18 protein-coding genes, 1 other RNA gene and 1 pseudogene are annotated in these 18475 nt (G+C 70.6%); 5 read left to right on the forward strand and 15 right to left on the reverse strand.

Annotated features, from left to right (window positions below; translation table 11 throughout):
- Nucleotides 1-60 precede the first annotated feature (60 nt).
- From ACFYZZ_RS15225 to ACFYZZ_RS15235, 3 genes are all read right to left on the reverse strand, one after another.
- Complete coding sequence (locus ACFYZZ_RS15225) at nucleotides 61-825, reverse strand: anti-sigma factor family protein (protein WP_389175612.1); 765 nt, start codon at nucleotides 823-825, stop codon at nucleotides 61-63.
- Nucleotides 826-875: 50 nt separating this feature from the next.
- Nucleotides 876-1460 carry a sigma-70 family RNA polymerase sigma factor gene (locus ACFYZZ_RS15230; RefSeq protein WP_079071569.1) on the reverse strand — a complete coding sequence of 195 codons (585 nt, stop codon included), beginning with the start codon at nucleotides 1458-1460 and terminating at the stop codon, nucleotides 876-878.
- Between the two features lie 279 nt (nucleotides 1461-1739).
- The gene (locus ACFYZZ_RS15235) at nucleotides 1740-2336 is read right to left on the reverse strand and encodes a CGNR zinc finger domain-containing protein (RefSeq protein ID WP_389175614.1); all 597 of its coding nucleotides are present in this window, start codon (nucleotides 2334-2336) and stop codon (nucleotides 1740-1742) included.
- Between the two features lie 323 nt (nucleotides 2337-2659).
- Between ACFYZZ_RS15235 and ACFYZZ_RS15240 the strand changes: the two genes are divergently transcribed.
- Nucleotides 2660-3199, forward strand: a complete 540-nt coding sequence (locus ACFYZZ_RS15240) for a peptidoglycan-binding protein (protein ID WP_386580854.1) — start codon at nucleotides 2660-2662, stop codon at nucleotides 3197-3199.
- Here ACFYZZ_RS15240 and ACFYZZ_RS15245 read toward each other — a convergent pair.
- Nucleotides 3150-3683, reverse strand: coding sequence for a helix-turn-helix domain-containing protein (locus ACFYZZ_RS15245; RefSeq protein ID WP_389175616.1), 534 nt, complete (start codon nucleotides 3681-3683; stop codon nucleotides 3150-3152). The two genes, ACFYZZ_RS15240 and ACFYZZ_RS15245, sit on opposite strands and share 50 nt — an antisense overlap.
- A 315-nt stretch (nucleotides 3684-3998) precedes the next feature.
- Here ACFYZZ_RS15245 and ACFYZZ_RS15250 point away from each other — a divergent pair, with 315 nt between their 5' ends.
- The gene (locus ACFYZZ_RS15250) at nucleotides 3999-4538 is read left to right on the forward strand and encodes a DUF1772 domain-containing protein (RefSeq protein WP_389175618.1); all 540 of its coding nucleotides are present in this window, start codon (nucleotides 3999-4001) and stop codon (nucleotides 4536-4538) included.
- Nucleotides 4539-4573: 35 nt separating this feature from the next.
- On the opposite strand, the gene ACFYZZ_RS15255 is transcribed toward ACFYZZ_RS15250, so the two are convergent.
- The 3 genes from ACFYZZ_RS15255 to ACFYZZ_RS15265 form a co-directional block, all read right to left on the reverse strand.
- On the reverse strand, nucleotides 4574-5734 hold the full coding sequence (locus ACFYZZ_RS15255; RefSeq protein WP_389175620.1) for a uroporphyrinogen-III synthase: 1161 nt from the start codon (nucleotides 5732-5734) through the stop codon (nucleotides 4574-4576).
- 85 nt (nucleotides 5735-5819) lie between these two features.
- A complete protein-coding gene (locus ACFYZZ_RS15260) occupies nucleotides 5820-7208 on the reverse strand; it encodes a nitrate/nitrite transporter (RefSeq protein WP_389175622.1) in 1389 nt (462 codons plus the stop codon).
- Between the two features lie 174 nt (nucleotides 7209-7382).
- A complete protein-coding gene (locus ACFYZZ_RS15265) occupies nucleotides 7383-8348 on the reverse strand; it encodes a LysR family transcriptional regulator (protein ID WP_389175623.1) in 966 nt (321 codons plus the stop codon).
- Between the two features lie 84 nt (nucleotides 8349-8432).
- Here ACFYZZ_RS15265 and ACFYZZ_RS15270 point away from each other — a divergent pair, with 84 nt between their 5' ends.
- Together ACFYZZ_RS15270 and ACFYZZ_RS15275 are read left to right on the forward strand one after the other, a co-directional pair.
- Nucleotides 8433-9701, forward strand: a complete 1269-nt coding sequence (locus tag ACFYZZ_RS15270; protein ID WP_389175625.1) for an MFS transporter — start codon at nucleotides 8433-8435, stop codon at nucleotides 9699-9701.
- A gap of 79 nt (nucleotides 9702-9780) precedes the next feature.
- Nucleotides 9781-9873: pseudogene (locus ACFYZZ_RS15275) on the forward strand (LacI family DNA-binding transcriptional regulator); the annotation flags it as partial.
- Between the two features lie 416 nt (nucleotides 9874-10289).
- On the opposite strand, the gene ssrA reads toward ACFYZZ_RS15275, so the two are convergent.
- The 5 genes from ssrA to ftsE form a co-directional block, all read right to left on the reverse strand.
- Nucleotides 10290-10658: a transfer-messenger RNA gene (ssrA, locus tag ACFYZZ_RS15280) on the reverse strand.
- A gap of 111 nt (nucleotides 10659-10769) precedes the next feature.
- On the reverse strand, nucleotides 10770-11312 hold the full coding sequence (smpB, locus tag ACFYZZ_RS15285; protein WP_389175782.1) for an SsrA-binding protein SmpB: 543 nt from the start codon (nucleotides 11310-11312) through the stop codon (nucleotides 10770-10772).
- A 58-nt stretch (nucleotides 11313-11370) separates the two neighbouring features.
- Nucleotides 11371-12558, reverse strand: coding sequence for a S41 family peptidase (locus ACFYZZ_RS15290; RefSeq protein WP_389175626.1), 1188 nt, complete (start codon nucleotides 12556-12558; stop codon nucleotides 11371-11373).
- A 67-nt stretch (nucleotides 12559-12625) separates the two neighbouring features.
- Nucleotides 12626-13543 carry a permease-like cell division protein FtsX gene (ftsX, locus tag ACFYZZ_RS15295; protein ID WP_386581033.1) on the reverse strand — a complete coding sequence of 306 codons (918 nt, stop codon included), beginning with the start codon at nucleotides 13541-13543 and terminating at the stop codon, nucleotides 12626-12628.
- A gap of 36 nt (nucleotides 13544-13579) precedes the next feature.
- The gene (ftsE, locus tag ACFYZZ_RS15300) at nucleotides 13580-14269 is read right to left on the reverse strand and encodes a cell division ATP-binding protein FtsE (RefSeq protein WP_386581035.1); all 690 of its coding nucleotides are present in this window, start codon (nucleotides 14267-14269) and stop codon (nucleotides 13580-13582) included.
- A gap of 261 nt (nucleotides 14270-14530) precedes the next feature.
- On the opposite strand from ftsE, the gene ACFYZZ_RS15305 reads away from it, so the two are divergent.
- A complete protein-coding gene (locus ACFYZZ_RS15305; protein WP_386581038.1) occupies nucleotides 14531-14725 on the forward strand; it encodes a hypothetical protein in 195 nt (64 codons plus the stop codon).
- A 93-nt stretch (nucleotides 14726-14818) separates the two neighbouring features.
- Here the strand turns inward: ACFYZZ_RS15305 and ACFYZZ_RS15310 are convergent, their stop codons facing one another.
- The 3 genes from ACFYZZ_RS15310 to ACFYZZ_RS15320 form a co-directional block, all read right to left on the reverse strand.
- A complete protein-coding gene (locus ACFYZZ_RS15310; RefSeq protein ID WP_389175629.1) occupies nucleotides 14819-15703 on the reverse strand; it encodes a hypothetical protein in 885 nt (294 codons plus the stop codon).
- 292 nt (nucleotides 15704-15995) lie between these two features.
- Nucleotides 15996-17102: a peptide chain release factor 2 gene (gene prfB / locus ACFYZZ_RS15315; protein WP_386581042.1), complete on the reverse strand. Its 1107-nt coding sequence runs from the start codon at nucleotides 17100-17102 to the stop codon at nucleotides 15996-15998.
- An 84-nt stretch (nucleotides 17103-17186) separates the two neighbouring features.
- Entirely contained in the window at nucleotides 17187-18413 is a 1227-nt protein-coding gene (locus ACFYZZ_RS15320) for a serine/threonine-protein kinase (protein ID WP_389175631.1), read from the reverse strand.
- Nucleotides 18414-18475 lie beyond the last annotated feature (62 nt).

Genomic DNA, 18475 nt, shown 5'->3' on the forward strand with positions numbered 1-18475 from the left:
CGGGCCCCCTTCTGACGTGCTGGGCAGCCGTCAACCGTACGCGAAGGGGGCCCGCCGAGGCTACGCGTCCACTTGGACGAGCTTCTTCCCGTCGAACGTCACGACCTCGAAGTGGTCGATCTCGTTCGGCTTCAGGGCCGTGCCACCGCCGATGTAGAGGGGGTTCTTGGCCTCCTCCGTCTTGGCGTCCGGAATGCCGTAGCCCCACTTCGGGACGGACCAGGAGCCCAGCGTCTGGCGCTCACCGTTGCTGGTGACGGCGACCAGGGAGCACTTGAGCGGACCCTTGACGCCCTTCAGCTCAAGGACCGTCGAGGTGCCCCAGTTCTTCTCTCCCATGGCGACGGTCGCGCTGGCGCCCGTCGTGCTGTCCGTGCCCGAGACCTTCTTGGGCAGCTGGTCGAAGGTCGTCCGGGCGGTGGCTGCCAGCGGTGTGGCGCTCTGCCCCGAGTCGCTGCCGCCGCTCGTCGCCATGACGGCCACCGGGCCGGCGATGATCAGCGCGGCAGCGGCCGCGACCAGGTAGAAGCCCTTGCGCCGCTTCAGCGCGCGGCGCTCGGAGACCTCGTCGACCAGCTTCTCGACCAGTCTTGGGCTCGGCTTGGCGGACAGCGACTCGCCGATCGCGGGCGTGCTGCCGGAGCCGGGCAGGTCCGCGAGGGCGGCCAGCATCGGCTCCATCCCGGCCAGCTCGTCCAGCTGCTGGGCGCACCACTCACAGCCCGCGAGGTGGGCCTCGAAAGCGGTTGCCTCGGCGTCGTCGAGGATCCCGAGGGCGTAGGCGCCGACGGTTTCGTGCTCGTTCGGAGCCTGAGATCCCTGCATGGACCCAGACATACCCGAACCACCCGTGCCGAACCCCCCGTACCTGCTCATCACGCCGTCACCCCCCGCTCCTCCAGTGCCAGCTTCATGGACCGCAGGGCGTAGAAGACCCGAGAACGGACGGTTCCGCTGGGTATGCCCAGGGTTTCGGCCGCCTCGTTGACGGTGCGCCCCTTGAAGTACGTCTCGACGAGCACCTCCCGGTGGGCCGGGGTCAGGTCGTCGAGCGCGTCAGACAGCGTCATCAGCCACAGCGCCTTGTCGATCTCGTCCTCCGCGGGGATGACCTCCAGCGGCGACGGATCGACCTCCTGCGGCCGGGCCTGCCGGCTGCGGTGGCCGTCGATGACGATGCGGCGCGCGACCGTCACCAGCCAGGGGCGTACCGAACCGGTCGCCCGATTGAGCTGACCGGCGTTCTTCCAGGCACGGATGAGCGTTTCCTGCACGACGTCCTCGGCGCGCTGCCGGTCTCCGGCGACCAGCCTGAGGACATACGCAAGCAGAGGTCCGGCGTGCTCGCGATAGAGCGCACGCATCAGCTCCTCATCCGGTTCCGAGGGCTGTGAGGACATGCGATGTCGGGCCCTCGTTCCACGTTCATTGGCCACGGCCGCATCCTTGCGCACGCCCACCTCCGGTGTCCGGGGGTTCCCCCAGTCGGTCGCTCGCCCACCCGTACGGACAGGGGCGACGTGATGTTCAAAGCGAGCTGGGAGTTTTCTTGGGAGTGGTGTGACGAGCAGGACATGCGCACACATTCCCACCGCGTGATCTTTACATTTCCGACACATCGCCGAGGGCGGCCGAGCTGCCCGCGCCGGACCGTCAACAAACGCGGCGCCGTGCGGTGTTGCGGAAATCACTCCGGCTGCCACAAGGGTGCAATGCGACAGAAGGCCCGTACCGGACACTCAGGCCTGTGTGAGGGCCACCCGCCGTCGATGCCGGGCGACCCGTTCACGGTTCCCGCAGACCTCGCTGGAGCACCAGCGTCTTCTGCGCCCGCGGGACGTGTCCAGGTACACGATGGGGCAGTTGTCCCCCGCGCACTCGCGCACGGCCGCCCGCGCCACCGGATCGGTGAGCAGCTCGACCGCGTCCCGCGCGACGACCGCGAGCAGCCCCGCGCACCCGGGCGCCTGCGCCAACTCCCGCACCAGTGTGCCGTCCTCGCCGCGCACCGCGCACGGGACCGGGGGCGCTGCACGGGCGGCGACCTCGTTGAGCCGGACGAGAGCGCGCTCGTACGACCTCGAGTCCGCCGGGTTCGCGGTGCGTACCAACTGGCCGACGCACCCGCGCAGTTCCCGGAACCCCGCCAGCCAGGAGACGTCGGCATGGTCCAGCGGGGTGCCGGGCGGCACCAGCCCCGACCCGCTGATCCAGGCGCGCAACGGCCCCACGGCGTGCAGCCGTTCGACCGGGTGGGTGGTCGCGAGGAGATCCAGGCAGATCCGCCCGGCGTCGAACCGCAGCTCGTACGGGACCGTGGCCGTACCCAGTGCCATGTGCCTGTCACCGCCTAGGGCAGGGGAACGTTGCGTCGCTCCTCTTCACAGTGCCTGCCCGCACACGACTGCGGAACCCCTTGTACCGCCGGTGGCACGCCCGCCTTTCGGCGTGCCGTCCCGTCCGGCCCACGGCGTTCCCCGCCCGACCCGTCCCCGGCGGGGATGGCGGAGCCCGGAGCGCGGGTCGGCCCCTTCCGGTCCAGAAACCCGGGCAGGGCTCGTGGCTCCCGCCCACGGCCATGACGCTGTGTCCTGCGAAAGCACCGGAGCCGCCCCAGGGGGGAACCACGGGGGACGGCGGTTTCAGAAAGGAAACGTTCATGAGCATGCGCACCCGGGTCGTCGCGATGACGACGGCCGCGCTGCTGGGCGCCGGAGCGACCGGTATCGCCCTGGCACCCGGCGCGAGTGCCGCCTCGTACCACGGCATCGACGGCAACGGAGCCGTCGCCGACGACTTCCAGGACGAGGAGGACCTCGGCGTCGACGACTACGCGGAGAGCAACGCCACGGCCCTGTGGCAGACCGTCCTGTACGCGGACGGCGCCCAGTGGCAGGACGAGGACGGCGACACGCACACCTTCAAGAAGAACCAGATCGACGGCACCTTCGGCCCCGAGACCGAGTCGGCCACCCAGTGGTGGCAGGAGCACTACCACCTCTCGGAGAACGACGGCGTCGTCACCGACCCGAGCTGGGCGTTCGCCCAGCGCTGGCTCACCGGCCCCACCTCGGGCGGCACCGTGACGTACCTCGGTGACGCACGGAACGTCACCCTCAAGCGCGTCAGCGGCAAGTACCGGGTGCGGATCAAGGCCACCGGCCCCTGGAAGCTCGCCTACTACGACCAGCTCGGCTGAGAACACCCCGGGGGCGGGCGGCCGTTCGGTCACCCGCCCTGCGGGGCAGTGCCCACAGCAACCCCGCGACCAGCAGCACGATGACGGCGAACGCGGCCAGCGCCGCCGTCCGCCACCGCCCGTGCGCGCCGCCGCCCGGCTCCGGCCCGGCCCCGGCATCACCCACGGCATCGGCTGCGGCGACCTCCGCCGGCGGCCCGGCGGGCTGCGGCCCGCCGGGCCGCCATGCCTGTTCGGCCAGCTCCCACAGCGCCAGCAGCCGCGCCTGGTCCGCCCCGCCCAGCCGGCCGAGCACCGACGCCGCTCCCCTGGGCGGCAGTTTGGCCCCGCTGAGATACCGCTGCCAGGACGACTTGCTGTACGCGGTGCGCCGGGCCAGTTCGGCAAGGCTGAGTCCGGTACGGCCCTTCAGGACGCGCAGCTGCTCGACCAGGTGCCGTGCCTCCCGCGGCAGCGAATCCGGCAGGGGCTGCCAGCGTGTCATCCTCGTCCCCCCGAGTGCTCGCCGCGCCGTCTGCGGGTGCGGCTTCTCCCCACCACAGTCCGGCGTCAGCCTGACGCCCGGCCGAAAACATCCGGCAGAGCGCACGCCCGGCAGCCCGGAGCACGCCTGGTCGCACGGCGTGAGCCGAGCGCCCTTTGCCGCGTGACCTGCCTGCACCGCCGGGCCCGTTGCCGGTGACCCGGTACCCACAACGTCGTACGGCCGTGCAGGCGGCGGCGTAGCTGGACGCCCGCGTATGCGGGTGCGCGCTTCGGCCATGTCCGGGGCGGGGGCTGCTCCGGTTGGCTGGAAGGCATGACGCATACGAGGGAAGCACGGACCGGCAACGTCGTCCTGAGCGCGGCCACGGTCGCGATGGGCCTGATCGCCGGGGTCTTCTACATCTTCGCCTGCGCGGTCATGCCGGCCCTGGCCCGCAGCGACGACCGCACGTACGTCGAGGTCATGCGCAACATCAACGACGTGATCCAGAACCCGGTGTTCTTCCTGAGCTTCATGGGGGCACTGGCACTGACGGGATGGTCGGCGTGGCAACTGCGCGCCACCCCCGCCGCCCGCTGGACGTGGGCGGCCCTGGCGGCCTACGCCCTGGTCTTCTTCATCACGGTGGCCTTCAACATCCCCCTGAACAACGCCCTCGCGGCGAAGGGGGACCCGTCCGCCCTCCGCGAGCACTTCGAGGGACCGTGGGTGGCGTGGAACGTGGCCCGGGCGGTGGGGTCGACGGCGGCGGTGGCACTCCTGACGCGGGCACTGCTGGTCCACGGGCGCTCCGGGCGGAACCCGGGCGACGCGTCGCCGTCACGTCCTCGAACAGGAAGAACCACAGCATGAAGTCGGCGGCCCACCGGGCGACACCGAGCGGCCTCTCACGCGTCCGCGTACTTCGCGTCCGCCGCCGGATCCAGCGCCAGCCGGTACCCCCGCTTCACCACCGTCTGGATCAGCTTCGGTGCCCCGAGTGCCGTACGCAGCCGGGCCATCGCCGTCTCCACCGCGTGCTCGTCGCGGCCGGCGCCCGGCAACGCGCGCAGCAGCTCGGCGCGGGCCACCACCCAGCCCGGGCGGCGGGACAGCGCCCGCAGCAGGGACATGCCCGCCGGTGGCACCGGCTTCAGGTCGTTGTCCACCAGCACCGCGTGGCCCCGGATCTCCACCCGGTGCCCGGCGATCGGCAAGGACCGTGCCCGCGCGGGCAGTTCCTGGCAGAGCAGCTGAACGAGCGGCCCGAGCCGGAACCGCTCCGGCTGTATGGTGTCCACGCCCCGGGCCTGCAACGGCAGCGCGGTGACGGGGCCGACGCAGGCGGGCAGGACGTCATGGCTCAGCGCGGCCAGCAGCTCGGCGAGCAGCCCCCGTTCCTCGGCCCGCGACAGCAGGGACGCGGCGGCCGGCGCGCTGGTGAAGGTGAGCGCGTCCACCCCGCGCCAGACGACGGCGTCCAGCAGCCGGTCGACGGGACCGATGTCCTCCGGCGGCATCCAGCGGTACACCGGCACCGGAAGCACCTCCGCTCCCCCGGCCCGCAGCGCCTCGACGAACCCGGGCAGCGGCTCCCCGTGCAGCTGCACGGCGACCCGGCGCCCGTCGACGCCCTCCTCCAGCAGCCGGTCGAGCACCTCGGCCATGGACTCGCTGGACGGCGACCACTCCTCGGTGAGCCCTGCGGCCCGGATGGAACCCTTCACCTTGGGTCCGCGGGCCAGCAGCTCCACCCCGCGCAGCCGCGCCAGCAGCTGCTCCCCGAGCCCCCAGCCGTCGGCGGCCTCGACCCAGCCCCGGAACCCGATGGCGGTGGTCGCCACCACCACGTCCGGCGACTGGTCGATGATCTCCTTGGTGGCGGCGAGCAGTTCGCCGTCGTCGGCAAGGGGCACTATGCGCAGGGCGGGCGCGTGCAGGACGGCGGCTCCGCGCCGCTGGAGCAGCGCGCCCAGCTCGTCGGCGCGGCGCGCGGCGGTCACACCTACCGTGAAGCCCGCGAGGGGCCCGTGTTCCGTCTGTCCGGCCTGCTGCTGTTCGTCGTCCATGGCTCTCCTACCTGACCCACATGCCGAACGAGCCTGTCAACGGCTCGTGACAGGCTCGGTTCGGCTTGATGTCGCCGGTGTTACGTCACACCTCGGCGTAGCTGAGCTGCGGCTTCGCCTCCGAGGCGGCAGCATTGGCGTGAACCTGCCCAGCCGGGCGGCGAAGGTATACGGCCCACGTAACCACGAAACAGACGCCGTAGAAGGCGAGGAAGGCGACGAACGCGCCGGTGCCGGAGCCGTAGGAGAGGTAGGACTGGCGGAAGGCGAGGTTGATGCCGACACCGCCGAGCGCACCGACGGCCCCGATGAGTCCCATGGAGGCACCGGACAGGCGCCGGCCGTAGGCGGCCGCCTCCTCGCCCTGAAGCCCCTTGGCGACGGCCTTGGCCTGGAAGATCCCCGGGATCATCTTGTACGTCGACCCGTTCCCGAGGCCGGTCAGCACGAACAGCGCCACGAAGACCGACACGAACAGCGGCAGCGACTTCTGCATGCTGGCGACGACGAGCACGCCGGTCGCGGCGGCCATGCCCACGTAGTTCCAGAGGGTGATCTTCGCGCCGCCGTACCGGTCGGCGAGCCAGCCGCCCACGGGCCGGATGAGGGAGCCGAGGAGCGGGCCGATGAAGGTGAGGTACGCGGCCTGCAGCGGCGTACGCCCGAACTGGACCTGCAGCACCTGTCCGAAGGCGAAGGCGTAGCCGATGAACGACCCGAAGGTGCCGATGTAGAGGAAGGACATGATCCAGGTGTGGGCGTCCTTCGCGGCGTCCTTGGCGGCGCCGGTGTCGTTCTTCACGGAGGAGAGGTTGTCCATGAAGAGGGCGGCGAGGACGGCGGCGACCAGGATCAGCGGGATGTAGATGCCCAGCAGCAGACGCGGACCGCCGCTGGCCCCGATGATGGCGAGGGCGACCAGCTGGATGACCGGCACGCCGATGTTGCCGCCACCGGCGTTCAGCCCGAGCGCCCACCCCTTCTTCCTGAGGGGGAAGAAGGCGTTGATGTTGGTCATGGAGGAAGCGAAGTTACCGCCGCCGATGCCCGCGAGCAGGCCGACGAGGAGGAAGGTGTCGAAGGACGTCCCCGGCTTCATCACGGCGAACGCGGCGACGGTCGGCACGAGCAGCAGGCCGGCGGAGATGATCGTCCAGTTCCGGCCGCCGAAGAGCGCGACGGCGAAGGTGTAGGGGACGCGGACGACGGCGCCGACCAGCGTGACCATCGAGGTCAGCAGGAACTTGTCCGCGGGGGTCAGGCCGTACTCCGGGCCCATGAAGAGCACCAGCACGGACCACATGGTCCAGATCGAGAATCCGATGTGCTCGGAGAGGACGGAGAAGATCAGGTTCCGGCGGGCGACCTTCTCGCCGGTCGCGTTCCAGAAGGCCTCGTCCTCCGGATCCCAGTTCTCGATCCAGCGGCCTCCCCTGCTGCTGCTCGGGGCGGGGGCTGTACTCGGGGCTGTCATGACGCCTCCACGGTGCTCCGGGGCTCGGGTGGTTCGGGGTGCTGAGCGGTGATGAGTCCCGAAGGTAGGGAGGGCGCGTTTCCTGCCTGTGGCTGTGGGTGACCGGAAGGGAACGTTGCTCTCACTCGCGGCGTGAGCCGTCGGTGAGGGCGGAGGGCATGCGTTCCCCGGGCGTCAGCCGTAGGGGTTCATCACACGATCGTCGATGGCCGGAATCCATCGGTCGGCGGGCTGTCGTAGCCACCTCTCACGCTTCGCGATCTCGGCCGCGGCCCTCCGGAGCGCGTCCAGCGCCGGGTGGACCAGCCCCCTGCGCCAGACGAGCGAGACGGGCGACAGCGGCACGGGGTCGACGAGCGGCCGCAGCACCGTGCGGGGCATGACCGGGAAGTCCACGACGGCCAGGATCGGGGCGCGGGTCTTGGACATGATCCGCTCGAACTCCTCGTCCCCGACCGCCAGGGGAAGAGGGGGCGCGAGCCGGATGCCGCGCCCCTCGAAGAGGCGCAGGGCCAGGTCGGTCCACTCCCGGGTGCGCGGGTTCCCGGCACCGGCGTACACCGTCTCCCCGGCCAGCGCCGCCAGCGGCACCGTCGACCGGGCGGCCAGCGGGTGGTCCTCGGGCAGCACCACGGCCATCGGCTCGTAGCGCACGGGCTGCTGCTCAAGACCGGAGCGCACGGCGGGATCCAGGCCGGCGAAGCGCCCGAAGGAGGCGTCGAGACGGCCGGCGAGCAGCTCGGCAGCGGCTCCGGTGAGGCCGCTCTCGTAGCGGGCCATCAGCTCACAGTCGGGGGCGAGTTCCCGTGCCCGGTGCAGCACGCGGCGGCCGGTGGCCAGGCCCGCGGAGTTGAGGTCGACCAGCAGCGGCCGGGCCTGGCCGAAGGCGGCGAGCAGGTCGTCCTGCGCGGCGAGGACCCGCCGGGCGTGCGGCAGCAGCCGCTCGCCGTCCGCGGTCAGCGTCACCTGCCGGGTGGTCCGCACGAACAGTTCGGCACCCAACTCCCGCTCCAGCCGCCGCACATCCCGGCTGAGCGCCTGCTGGGCGACGTACAGGCGGGCCGCGGCGCGGGTGAAGTGCAGCTCCTCGGCGACGGCGAGGAAGGCACGCAGGAGGCGGGGCTCTATGGCGGCGGGCATGACGGGCAATTTACAACGCGGGTGCGTGAATCGGCACCGAGAAGGTGTTGGACCCGGAGATCGACTCCGGGTGAACGTAGAGCCATGCCGCACCAGACCGTCGAAGACACCCCGAATATCCAGATACCCGGCAGACGTGCACAACCCGCCGGATACCGCCACCTCTTCTCCCTCCCCGGCGCCCGCGCCTTCACCGCCGGCAACCTGATCGCCCGCCTCCCCATGGGCATGTTCGGTGTGAGCGCGGTCGTGATGATCGCCGGATCCCGGGGCTCGTACGCCCTCGCCGGTGCCGTCACGGCCACCGGGCTCGCGGCGACCGGGCTGGCCGGGCCCTGGATCGCCCGGCTCGTCGACCGGCACGGGCAGGCCCGGGTCGCCGTACCGGCCACGCTCACGGCCGTGCTCGGCAGCCTCGCGCTGCTGCTGTGCGTGCGCTACGACGCCCCGGACTGGACCCTGTTCGCCGCGTACGCCGCCACCGCGGCCACCCCGAACATCGGCGGCCTGTCCCGCGCCCGCTGGGCCCATCTGCTGCGCGACGACCCCGGCGCGCTGCACACAGCGAACTCCTTCGAGCAGGCGGCCGACGAGCTGTGCTTCATGCTCGGCCCGGTGCTGGCGTCCTTCCTGACCGGCACGTTCTTCCCGGAGGCGGGCACACTCGCCGGGGCCGTCCTGCTGCTGGCCGGCATGCTGCTGTTCACCGCGCAGCGGGCGACCGAGCCGCCGCCGCAGGCCCGTTCGAAGGCGCCGTCGCCGCTGCGGAGCCCGGGGATGCCGCCGCTGCTGGCCTGCTTCGTGGCGACCGGCGCGGTGTTCGGTTCGATGGAGGTCGTCACGATCGCCTACGCCGACGCCCAGGGGCACCGCGCGGCGGCCGGTGTGGTCCTCGCGCTGCAGGCGGCCGGCTCCTGCGCGGCGGGCCTGCTGTACGGGGCGCTGAAGCCGGCCGGCCTCGGCCTCTCCCGGTGTCTGCTCGCGATGGCCGGGCTGATGACCCTGCCCTGGCTGGCGGCCGCCACCGCGGGTTCGCTCACGGTCCTGGCGGGCGCGCTGCTCCTGGCCGGCATGGCGACCGCGCCGACGATGGTGACCGCGATGACCCAGGTGCAGGAGCGCACCCCGGCGGACCGGCTCAACGAGGGCATGAGCCTCGTCGTCACCGGCCTGCTCACCGGCATCGCGTGCGGCTCGGCGGCCGGCGGCTGGGCGGCGGACCACTTCTCCCCCGCCCTCGCCTTCGCCGTCCCGGCCGCGGCGGCCGGCGCGGCCGTGCTCATCAACTCGGCGGCGACGGCCGCGCATTCGTCCCGTCGAGCCGTCAACGGCAATTCCCGTCACACCCGTTGACGCCTGCACCGCCCGCACCTACCTTCCTCCGTCGCAGCGCTTCGACGTCCCTCATCGAACGGGTTCGACGAGGGAGCCGATGGTCAGGATCACCGATGTGGCGCGGCACGCCGGGGTCTCCCCCAGCACCGTCTCCTACGCCGCCAGCGGTAAGCGCCCGATCTCGGGCGACCCTGCTGCCCCCCGCCTGACGGAACGCGCGAGCACCGCACCCCGCAGCGCGCCCTGAAGTCCCGCTCCGTCTCAGGGACGCGTCCCAAACCGCAGGTCAGAGGCGTGGGACGGGCAAGGGGTGCGACAAACCGGCCTATTCCGCGCCGCGCCGAGGTCGCCCGGCATGCAGAATTCAATGGGAGCGCGACGCGGAGATCACCCGCATCACGCGGCCTGCCCGCGCGTACGGGGCATGACGGGGGTATGTCCCGTACGACGGTGAAGGCCCCGCTGCCGATGCAGCGGGGCCTTCACCCACTTGGGCCGTCAGCGAGGCTTCACCTGGTGTGCGGCCGCCCTGACATGACACAGGCCCCGCCGCTCGAAGCGGCGGGGCCTGTGCCCACATGGGTTGAGAGGCCAGAGGCCTCCCGATCGTGGAGATGGCGGGAATCGAACCCGCGTCCAACGGTGCGGAATCAGGGCTTCTCCGTGTGCAGTCCGCTGTGATTTTCTCGGCCCCGGCGATCACGCGAACAAGTCGCCGACAGGCCCAGTCACTGTTTGGTTTCCCTCTTCACCCCGTGACCGGGATCAAGGTTTAGTTCCCTAGCTGATGCCAGGATCCGGGTCGGGAACAGCCCCGGGCTGACACTTCGCAAGTCGCTACTTAGGCAGCGAGGGCGAAGGAATCGCGCTTGGTGTTGGCGATTATTTTTTGCGACATATGGTTTACGAGATCATTGCCGCTTCCTCGACACGCTTCCCCTGCTTCGACAGCCGCTGTCGAAACCGATCATCCCCATGTTGATTTTTCAATCCCCTCCTGAGAGGGGGGACGCACTCTCTGTGGAGTGCAGTGCCATCCTACGTGACCAACGCACGCCGGTGCCAGCTTATTCCCGGCGGCCCCGGCTAGACGCGGCGCTGCCTCCGCTTCGCCGCCGCGATCGCACGGTCCGACTCACGCCGGTCCTGCTGCTCCCGCAGGGTCTGGCGCTTGTCGTACTCCTTCTTGCCTCGTGCGAGCGCGATCTCGGCCTTCGCGCGGCCGTCCTTGAAGTACAGGGCGAGCGGCACGATGGTGTGACCTGTCTCCTGGGCCTTGGACTCCAGCTTGTCGATCTCCTCGCGGTGCAGCAGCAGCTTGCGCTTGCGGCGCGCGGAGTGGTTGGTCCAGCTGCCCTGGTGGTACTCCGGGATGTGGGCGTTGTGCAGCCACGCCTCACCCCGGTCGATCTGGACGAAGCCGTCGGTCAGCGAGGTCCGTCCCTCACGCAGCGACTTGACCTCGGTGCCGGTGAGCACGAGCCCGGCCTCGTAGGTGTCGACGATCGCGTAGTCGTGCCGGGCCTTCTTGTTCTGGGCGACGATCTTGCGCTTGCCGCCCTTCTCGCCGTCCCTGGCCTTCGCGGCCCCACCGCCCTGCTTGGGCTGGGACTCCTTCGGTACGTACATTCCCTTGCTCATAGTGCAGACCATTTTCGCACCACGGAGGGGGTGGGTGGGAAGCGTATTAAGGGCGCTGGGAGGGATCGCCGAGGCCGGTGAGCACCGTCTCCGCCCGCTGGAGGGCCTCCGGCCCCGCCTCCAGGTCCGGGGTGATGCCCCGGCCGTCCACCTTGTGGCCGGAGGGGGTGCGGTAGTGGCCCACGGTCAGCTCGGCCACCGAGCCGTCGGGCAGCTCGGTCGGCATCTGGATGGAGCCCTTGCCGAAGGTGCGGGAACCGATCACGACCGCGCGGCCCCGGTCCTGGAGGGCGCCGGTGAGCATCTCGGCCGCGCTCATGGTGCCCCCGTCGACCAGGGTGACCAGGGGCCGGTCGGTGTCGCCGCCGGTGTCGGCGTGCAGGGCGCGCTGGGCGCCGTCGACGTCGTAGGTGGCGACCAGGCCGCCGTCGAGGAAGGCGGAGGCGGTGTCCACCGCCTCGGTGACCAGGCCGCCGGAGTTCCCGCGCAGGTCGAGCACGATGCCGGCGTCGGCCGGGGCCTGCCGTACGACGGCGCGGACGGCGTCGCCGGAGCCCTTGGTGAAGGCGGCGATCTGGATGACGGTGACCCCGTCGGACAGCCTGCGGACAGTCACCGAGTCCGTGGACAGCCTGGCCCGGTGCAGGGTCTCGGTCCACGCGCGCGTGCCGCGCTGCAGGCCGAGCGTGACCGTCGTGCCGGCGGCCGCGTCCTCCGCGTCGCCGCGCAGTAAGGAGACGACCTCGGTGACCGGCCGTCCGTCGACCGTGTCGCCGTCGACGCTGCGCAGCCGGTCGCCTCTGCGGATCCCGGCGTCGGCGGCGGGCGAGCCGGGCTGCACCCGGGTCACCGCGATCCGGCCGTCCCGCTCGCGCCGCGCCCACAGGCCCACGCCGGTGTACTGGCCGTCGAGGGCCTCCTGGAACTCCTGGTACTCGCCCTCGGAGTAGACGGCGCCCCAGCGGTCGCCGCTGCGGCTGACGGCCCGCTCGGCGGCCTCCATCGGCGACTTGCCGTCGGCCATGGCCTCCGCGGCGGCCTGCTGCACGTCCTCGTGCCCGAGATCCGCGTGCGCGGCATCCGCGGCGGCCCTGCGGCCGGCACCGACTGCCTGGCCGGTGTCCGGGAAGGAGCCGGTGGCGGCGCCCGCGACGAGGACGCCGGCGAACACCAATGTCAGGGCGGCCCCGCGGCGGATGCGGCGGGGCTGACAGAACAGGTCGCGGCCTGACATGGGCGTGAGTCTAGGGGAACGCGAAGGGCCGTACGGTCGGATGTCCGTACGGCCCTCTTGGTATGTGTCACACCTTCAGGTACTTGCGCAGTGCGAAGAATGCCGCCAGTGACGGCATGAGGACGCTGGTGGCGAGGATCAGCGGGAGCTTGGTCAACACCGCGTCCCAGCCTACGAAGTTGATCAGCGTGAGCTTGGTGGACAGCGCCATGCCGTGGTCGATGGTGAAGTACCGCCCGACCACCAGGAAGATGCAGGCGAGGCCACCGCCGATGAGTCCGGCGACCGCGGCCTCCATGATGAACGGCGCCTGGATGTAGAAGCCCGAGGCACCGACCAGGCGCATGATGCCGGTCTCGCGCCTACGGCTGAACGCCGAGACACGCACGGTGTTGACGATCAGCAGCAGCGCGACGAGCAGCATCAGCGCCATCACGCCGAGCGCCGCCCGGTTCATCAGGTTCAGCAGCTGGAAGAGGTTGTCCAGGATGCCCTTCTGGTCCTGCACCGACTGGACACCGTCGCGCCCGTTGAACGCGGTCGCGATCACCTGGTACTTCTGCGGGTCCTTGAGTTTGATGCGGTACGACTCCTGCATCTGGTCCGGCGTCAGCGAGCTGGCCAGCGGGGAGTTGCCGAACTGCTCCTTGTAGTGCTTGTACGCCTGGTCCTGCGACTCGTACGCGACCTTCTCGACGATCGGCATCTTGTGCAGGTCGGTGAGGATCTGCTTCTTCTGGTCCTCGGTGACCGCACCCTTGGAGCAGTTGACGTCCGACTGTGCGTCGCTCTTGTTGCACAGGAAGATCGAGACGTTGACCTTGTCGTACCAATAGCCCTTCATGGTGCTCACCTGGTCGCTCATCAGCAGCGAACCGCCGAACAGGGCCAGGGACAGGGCGACGGAGACGATGACGGCGAAGGTCATCGTCAGATTGCGGCGGAGACCGACACCGATCTCCGACAGGACGAACTGGGCGCGCATGGCGACTGGTTATGCCTTTCCGTGGATCTCGTGCGGTCAGTGCTGGTAGCCGTAGACGCCGCGGGCCTGGTCTCGGACGAGGCGGCCCTTCTCCAGCTCGATGACGCGCTTGCGCATCTGGTCCACGATGTTCTGGTCGTGCGTCGCCATGATCACGGTGGTGCCCGTCCGGTTGATGCGGTCGAGCAGCTTCATGATGCCGACGGAGGTCTGCGGGTCGAGGTTGCCGGTGGGCTCGTCGCAGATGAGCAGCTTGGGCCGGTTGACGAAGGCCCGCGCGATGGCCACGCGCTGCTGCTCACCACCGGAGAGCTCGCCCGGCATCCGTTCCTCCTTGCCGCCGAGCCCGACGAGGTCGAGCACCTGCGGCACGGACTTGCGGATCTCGCCGCGCGACTTGCCGATGACCTCCTGCGCGAAGGCCACGTTCTCCGCGACCGTCTTGTTGGGCAGCAGGCGGAAGTCCTGGAACACCGTCCCGAGCTGGCGGCGGATCTGCGGCACCTTCCAGTTGGAGACGCGCGCGAGGTCCTTGCCCAGGACGTGCACCTGGCCGTGGCTGCACCGCTCCTCGCGGAGGATGAGCCGCAGGAAGGTGGACTTTCCGGAGCCGGAGGACCCCACGAGGAAGACGAACTCGCCCTTCTCCACTTCCAGGGACACATCCCTGAGCGCGGGGCGGGTCTGCTTGGGGTAGACCTTGGAGACGTTGTCGAATCGGATCACGGATGCACCACGGGTCGCCGGGGGTAGATGTGCGTGACCATACGCGAACCGGGGCCGGGGGCGCAGGGTCCGGGCGGGGTTGGTGGAGGCTTGTGCGTTTTTGTACGGGACTTTTCAACGAGCGTGAGCTTCCCCACCCAGGGGCACGGGCTGTACCGGCACCCCGCGCAAGCTCCGCGGGAACCTGGCAGAGTGGAGGGGGAACGTTCTCGTTCCCGTGTGCGTTATATGTGTGATGGCCGGTGCAAGGAGGGCGAGCGCATGACGTACGACCGGTTGGTGTGCGCGAACTGCGCGTCGCCTGTGAGTGAGGGCCGGTGCCCGGTGTGCCGTGCCAACCGCGAGCGGCTGCAGCAGCAGGAGGGCTTCTTCGCCGGGCTGAACCCGATGGCGCTGATCACACTGCTGGCGGTGCTGATCGCCGCGGTGGCGCTGCTGGCGCACCAGACCGTGTAAGAAGGCCTCAGGAACGCCGGAAGGGCCCGGAGCGCGAAGCTCCGGGCCCTTCCGTCTCCACTGTGCCTACAGTGCGTGACCGTGAGGCTACGCTCAGGCGGCCGCGCCGCCCCGGCCGTTCACCAGACGCGGCAGGACGCGGAAGCCGACACCGCCGGCGATCATGGTCGCGGCGCCAACGATCAGGAACACGGTCTGCCCGGCACCGGTCTCGGCGAGCTGCTTGTCGCCGCCCTGGGCCGAGGTGTCCGAGCCCGTGTCGGTGAGGGCCGAGGAGCCCTCCTCCTGGGACGCGTTGTTGTTGCCACCGTCGGGGGTGGTGTGGCCGTTGCCACCGGTGCTGCTGTTGCCACCGGAGGAACCGTTGCCGCCCGAGTTGCCGTTGCCACCCGAGTTGCCGTTGCCACCGGAGTTGCCGTTGCCGCCGGTGTCGCCACCGGTCGAGCTGTCACCACCGGAGCTGTTGCCGCCGCCGGTCGAGCTGTCGCCACCGGTGGAGCTGTCGCCACCGGTGGAGCTGTCACCACCGGTGCTGCTGTCGCCGCCGGTCGAGCTGTCACCACCGGTGCTGCTGTCACCACCGGTCGAGCTGTCACCACCGGTGTCGCCGCCGATGACGCCACCGATGGTGGTGGTGCCGCCGGTGCTGTCGTCGCCGCCGGTGGTGGTGCCACCGGTGGAGTCGTCGCCACCCGTGGTGGTGCCACCGGTGGAGTCGTCGCCACCCGTGGTGGTGCCGCCCGTGGAGTCGTCGCCACCCGTGGTGGTGCCGCCCGTGGTGTCACAGACACCGACGGGGTCGCAGCCACCGGTGGTCCCTGCGTCGTCGCCGTCCGCGCTCACGCCCAGGGTGATCGGACCGGCCTGGACACCGAGGTCCAGAGCCGAGGCGGCACCCGCGGCGGTCAGTGAGGCGCCGGCCGCGATCACGGCACCGGCGGCTATCCGCGCGACCCGGATCCGCGTCTTCTTCGTCATATGGTTGCTACCCCCAGTAGCTGTTCGTCAATGAGGCGGGCGTGCGGGGCTTGCCGTGATCGACGGAGGTAGCAGTGACGAGATGTGCGCCAATTCCCCCGGTTCACATGCGCCCCAGAGATACGCATGCCACGCTTCAGCCTTCCCATTTTTCAAAGCAACGTCAAGGCCGTTGCGCGCGCAATGTCCGACGGGACGGCGTTTGGGGGGACTTGGAGCCTGTGAGTGTGATGTAAAACCCAGACAAATGACAACTGCCGCCTCTCGGGCGGCAGTTGTCATGTCGACAAAGTTACTTCTCCTGCTGCTTGCGCCAGCGAATGCCGGCCTCCAGGAAACCGTCGATCTCGCCGTTGAACACGGCCTCGGGGTTACCCACTTCGAACTCGGTGCGCAGGTCCTTGACCATCTGGTACGGGTGCAGCACGTACGAACGCATCTGGTTGCCCCAGGAGTTGCCGCCGTCGCCCTTGAGGGCGTCCATCTTGGCCTGCTCCTCCTGGCGGCGCCGCTCCAGCAGCTTGGCCTGGAGGACGTTCATCGCGGTGGCCTTGTTCTGGATCTGCGACCGCTCGTTCTGGCAGGAGACCACGATGCCGGTGGGGATGTGGGTCAGGCGGACCGCGGAGTCGGTGGTGTTGACGCCCTGACCGCCGGGGCCGGAGGAGCGGTACACGTCCACCCGCAGCTCGGACTCGTCGATCTCGATGTGGTCGGTCTGCTCGACCACGGGGAGGATCTCGACGCCCGCGAAGGAGGTCTGGCGGCGCCCCTGGTTGTCGTAGGGCGAGATGCGCACGAGGCGGTGCGTGCCCTGCTCGACGGAGAGCGTTCCGTAGGCGTACGGCGCCTGCACGGAGAAGGTGGTCGACTTGATGCCGGCCTCTTCCGCGTACGACGTCTCGATCAGCTCGGTCTTGTAGCCGTGCTGCTCGGCCCAGCGCAGGTACATGCGCTGCAGCTTCTCGGCGAAGTCGGCGGCGTCGACGCCACCGGCCTCGGCGCGGATGTTGACGAGCGCCTCACGGGAGTCGTACTCACCGCTGAGCAGCGTCCGGACCTCCATCTCGTCCAGCGCCTTGCGCACGGAGGCCAGCTCGGACTCGGCCTCGGCACGGGTGTCCGGGTCGTCCTCCTCCTCGGCCATCTCGAAGAGGACCGCGAGATCGTCGATCCGGCCGCGCAGCGCCTCCGCCTTCCTGACCTCGGCCTGGAGGTGGGAGAGCTTGCTGGTGATCTTCTGCGCCTCGTCCGGGTTGTCCCACAGGGACGGCGCGGCCGCCTGCTCCTCGAGCACGGCGATGTCTGCCCTCAGCTTGTCGAGGTCCAGGACGGCCTCGATCGACTCCATGGTCGAGGAGAGGGACTTCAGCTCTTCGGATACATCGACGACTGCCACGCCTCCAGCGTAACGGCTCCGCCGGGCAGCCAGGGCCGAGCGGTGAGGAGCACCTCTTCACCAGCCTTGCGATCTGCCTCGCGGCTACGGCGTCGAGGTGCTGTGGGTCTCCTGCGGCGGCTCGTCGTCCCCGGAGGTCGCCGCCCACGCACCCACCCCTATGGCCGCGGCCAGGACCACCCCGGCGACGCTCAGGGTGATCCTGCGGCGCCGGGCGACGGCGCGGTGGCGGGCCGAGCCGGGGCGGGGCGCGCCCGACGTGCGGGGCGCTCGCGCCGTGCCCCGTGCTCCTCCCGCCAGCTCGTCGGGCGCCGGCACCCGCATCGACGTGTGGGTGTCCCGGTTGGAGTCCGGCTTGGCCCCCGGCACCAGGGGGACCGCGCCCCGGCGCCGTACGGGCTCCCCGGGCGCGGCCGGGGCCGGTGCCTCCTCCGAGCCCTCCTCGGCCGACTCAGCGTCCGGCTCGTCGACGTCCAGGGGCGGCATCCCGGTCAGTGTCGGCAGCTGCTCCCGCAGTCGCGACGCCAGCTCCGACGCCCGCAGCCGCGACGCCGGGGCCTTCGCGAGGCACTGCACGATCAGCTGCCACAGCTCGTCGGGGATCCCCGGCAGCGGTACGACCGTCTCCGTCACGTGGCGGCGCAGCACTGCCCCCGGGTGCCCGCCCCCGAAGGGGGTGAAGCCGGCCAGCAGCTCGTACAGCACCGTCGCGAGGGCGTAGATGTCGACCGAGGCGCGCGGCGGCAGGCCCTCGACGATCTCCGGGGCCAGGTAGTCCGGTGTGCCGATGATCTTCGTGGCCCGGGTCCGCTTCGGCGAGTCGATCAGCTTCGCGACGCCGAAGTCCGTCAGCAGGGCGGGGTGCGCGCCGCCCGGGCCGAGCGGGCCCTGCATGTCCAGCAGGACGTTCTCGGGCTTGACGTCCCGGTGCACGACCCCGGACGCGTGGGCCGCCGCGAGCCCGTCGGCGATGTCGGCGACGATCGCCACGGCCGCCTCGGGGGCCATCCGTCGCTCACGCTCCAGGCGGGTGCGCAGATCCGTTCCGCGCACCAGATCCATGACGAGCGCCAGGTCGTTGCCGTCGACCACGAGGTCGCGCACGGTGACGATGTGCGGGTGCTCCAGGCCGAGCAGTGCGGTGCGCTCCTGGACGAAGCGCCCGACGAGCTCCTGGTCGGACGCGAGGTCCTCACGCAGGAGCTTGATCGCGACGGGCCCCTCGGGTCCCTCGCCCAGCCACACCGTGCCGGCGCTGCCCCGCCCCAGGATCTGGTTGGCGGTGTACCGGCTGCCGATCTTCCGTGCCAAGACTGCTCCTACTGACGCGTGTTGCCGACGCTGCGTCATTCCGGGGGCCAACCCCCGGACCC

Source organism: Streptomyces sp. NPDC001816, assembly GCF_042892235.1.
In the GTDB taxonomy this organism is placed as follows: Bacteria; Actinomycetota; Actinomycetes; order Streptomycetales; family Streptomycetaceae; genus Streptomyces.

Excerpts from the sequence above, each read along its gene's own strand:
- ACFYZZ_RS15225 (WP_389175612.1), bottom strand. The coding sequence starts at position 825 with ATGCAGGGATCTCAGGCTCCGAACGAGCACGAAACCGTCGGCGCCTAC.
- ACFYZZ_RS15235 (WP_389175614.1), bottom strand. The coding sequence starts at position 2,336 with ATGGCACTGGGTACGGCCACGGTCCCGTACGAGCTGCGGTTCGACGCC.
- ACFYZZ_RS15240 (WP_386580854.1), top strand. The coding sequence starts at position 2,660 with ATGAGCATGCGCACCCGGGTCGTCGCGATGACGACGGCCGCGCTGCTG.
- ACFYZZ_RS15245 (WP_389175616.1), bottom strand. The coding sequence starts at position 3,683 with ATGACACGCTGGCAGCCCCTGCCGGATTCGCTGCCGCGGGAGGCACGG.
- ACFYZZ_RS15250 (WP_389175618.1), top strand. The coding sequence starts at position 3,999 with ATGACGCATACGAGGGAAGCACGGACCGGCAACGTCGTCCTGAGCGCG.
- ACFYZZ_RS15255 (WP_389175620.1), bottom strand. The coding sequence starts at position 5,734 with ATGGACGACGAACAGCAGCAGGCCGGACAGACGGAACACGGGCCCCTC.
- ACFYZZ_RS15260 (WP_389175622.1), bottom strand. The coding sequence starts at position 7,208 with ATGACAGCCCCGAGTACAGCCCCCGCCCCGAGCAGCAGCAGGGGAGGC.
- ACFYZZ_RS15265 (WP_389175623.1), bottom strand. The coding sequence starts at position 8,348 with ATGCCCGCCGCCATAGAGCCCCGCCTCCTGCGTGCCTTCCTCGCCGTC.
- ACFYZZ_RS15270 (WP_389175625.1), top strand. The coding sequence starts at position 8,433 with ATGCCGCACCAGACCGTCGAAGACACCCCGAATATCCAGATACCCGGC.
- smpB (WP_389175782.1), bottom strand. The coding sequence starts at position 11,312 with ATGTACGTACCGAAGGAGTCCCAGCCCAAGCAGGGCGGTGGGGCCGCG.
- ACFYZZ_RS15290 (WP_389175626.1), bottom strand. The coding sequence starts at position 12,558 with ATGTCAGGCCGCGACCTGTTCTGTCAGCCCCGCCGCATCCGCCGCGGG.
- ftsX (WP_386581033.1), bottom strand. The coding sequence starts at position 13,543 with ATGCGCGCCCAGTTCGTCCTGTCGGAGATCGGTGTCGGTCTCCGCCGC.
- ACFYZZ_RS15305 (WP_386581038.1), top strand. The coding sequence starts at position 14,531 with ATGACGTACGACCGGTTGGTGTGCGCGAACTGCGCGTCGCCTGTGAGT.
- ACFYZZ_RS15310 (WP_389175629.1), bottom strand. The coding sequence starts at position 15,703 with ATGACGAAGAAGACGCGGATCCGGGTCGCGCGGATAGCCGCCGGTGCC.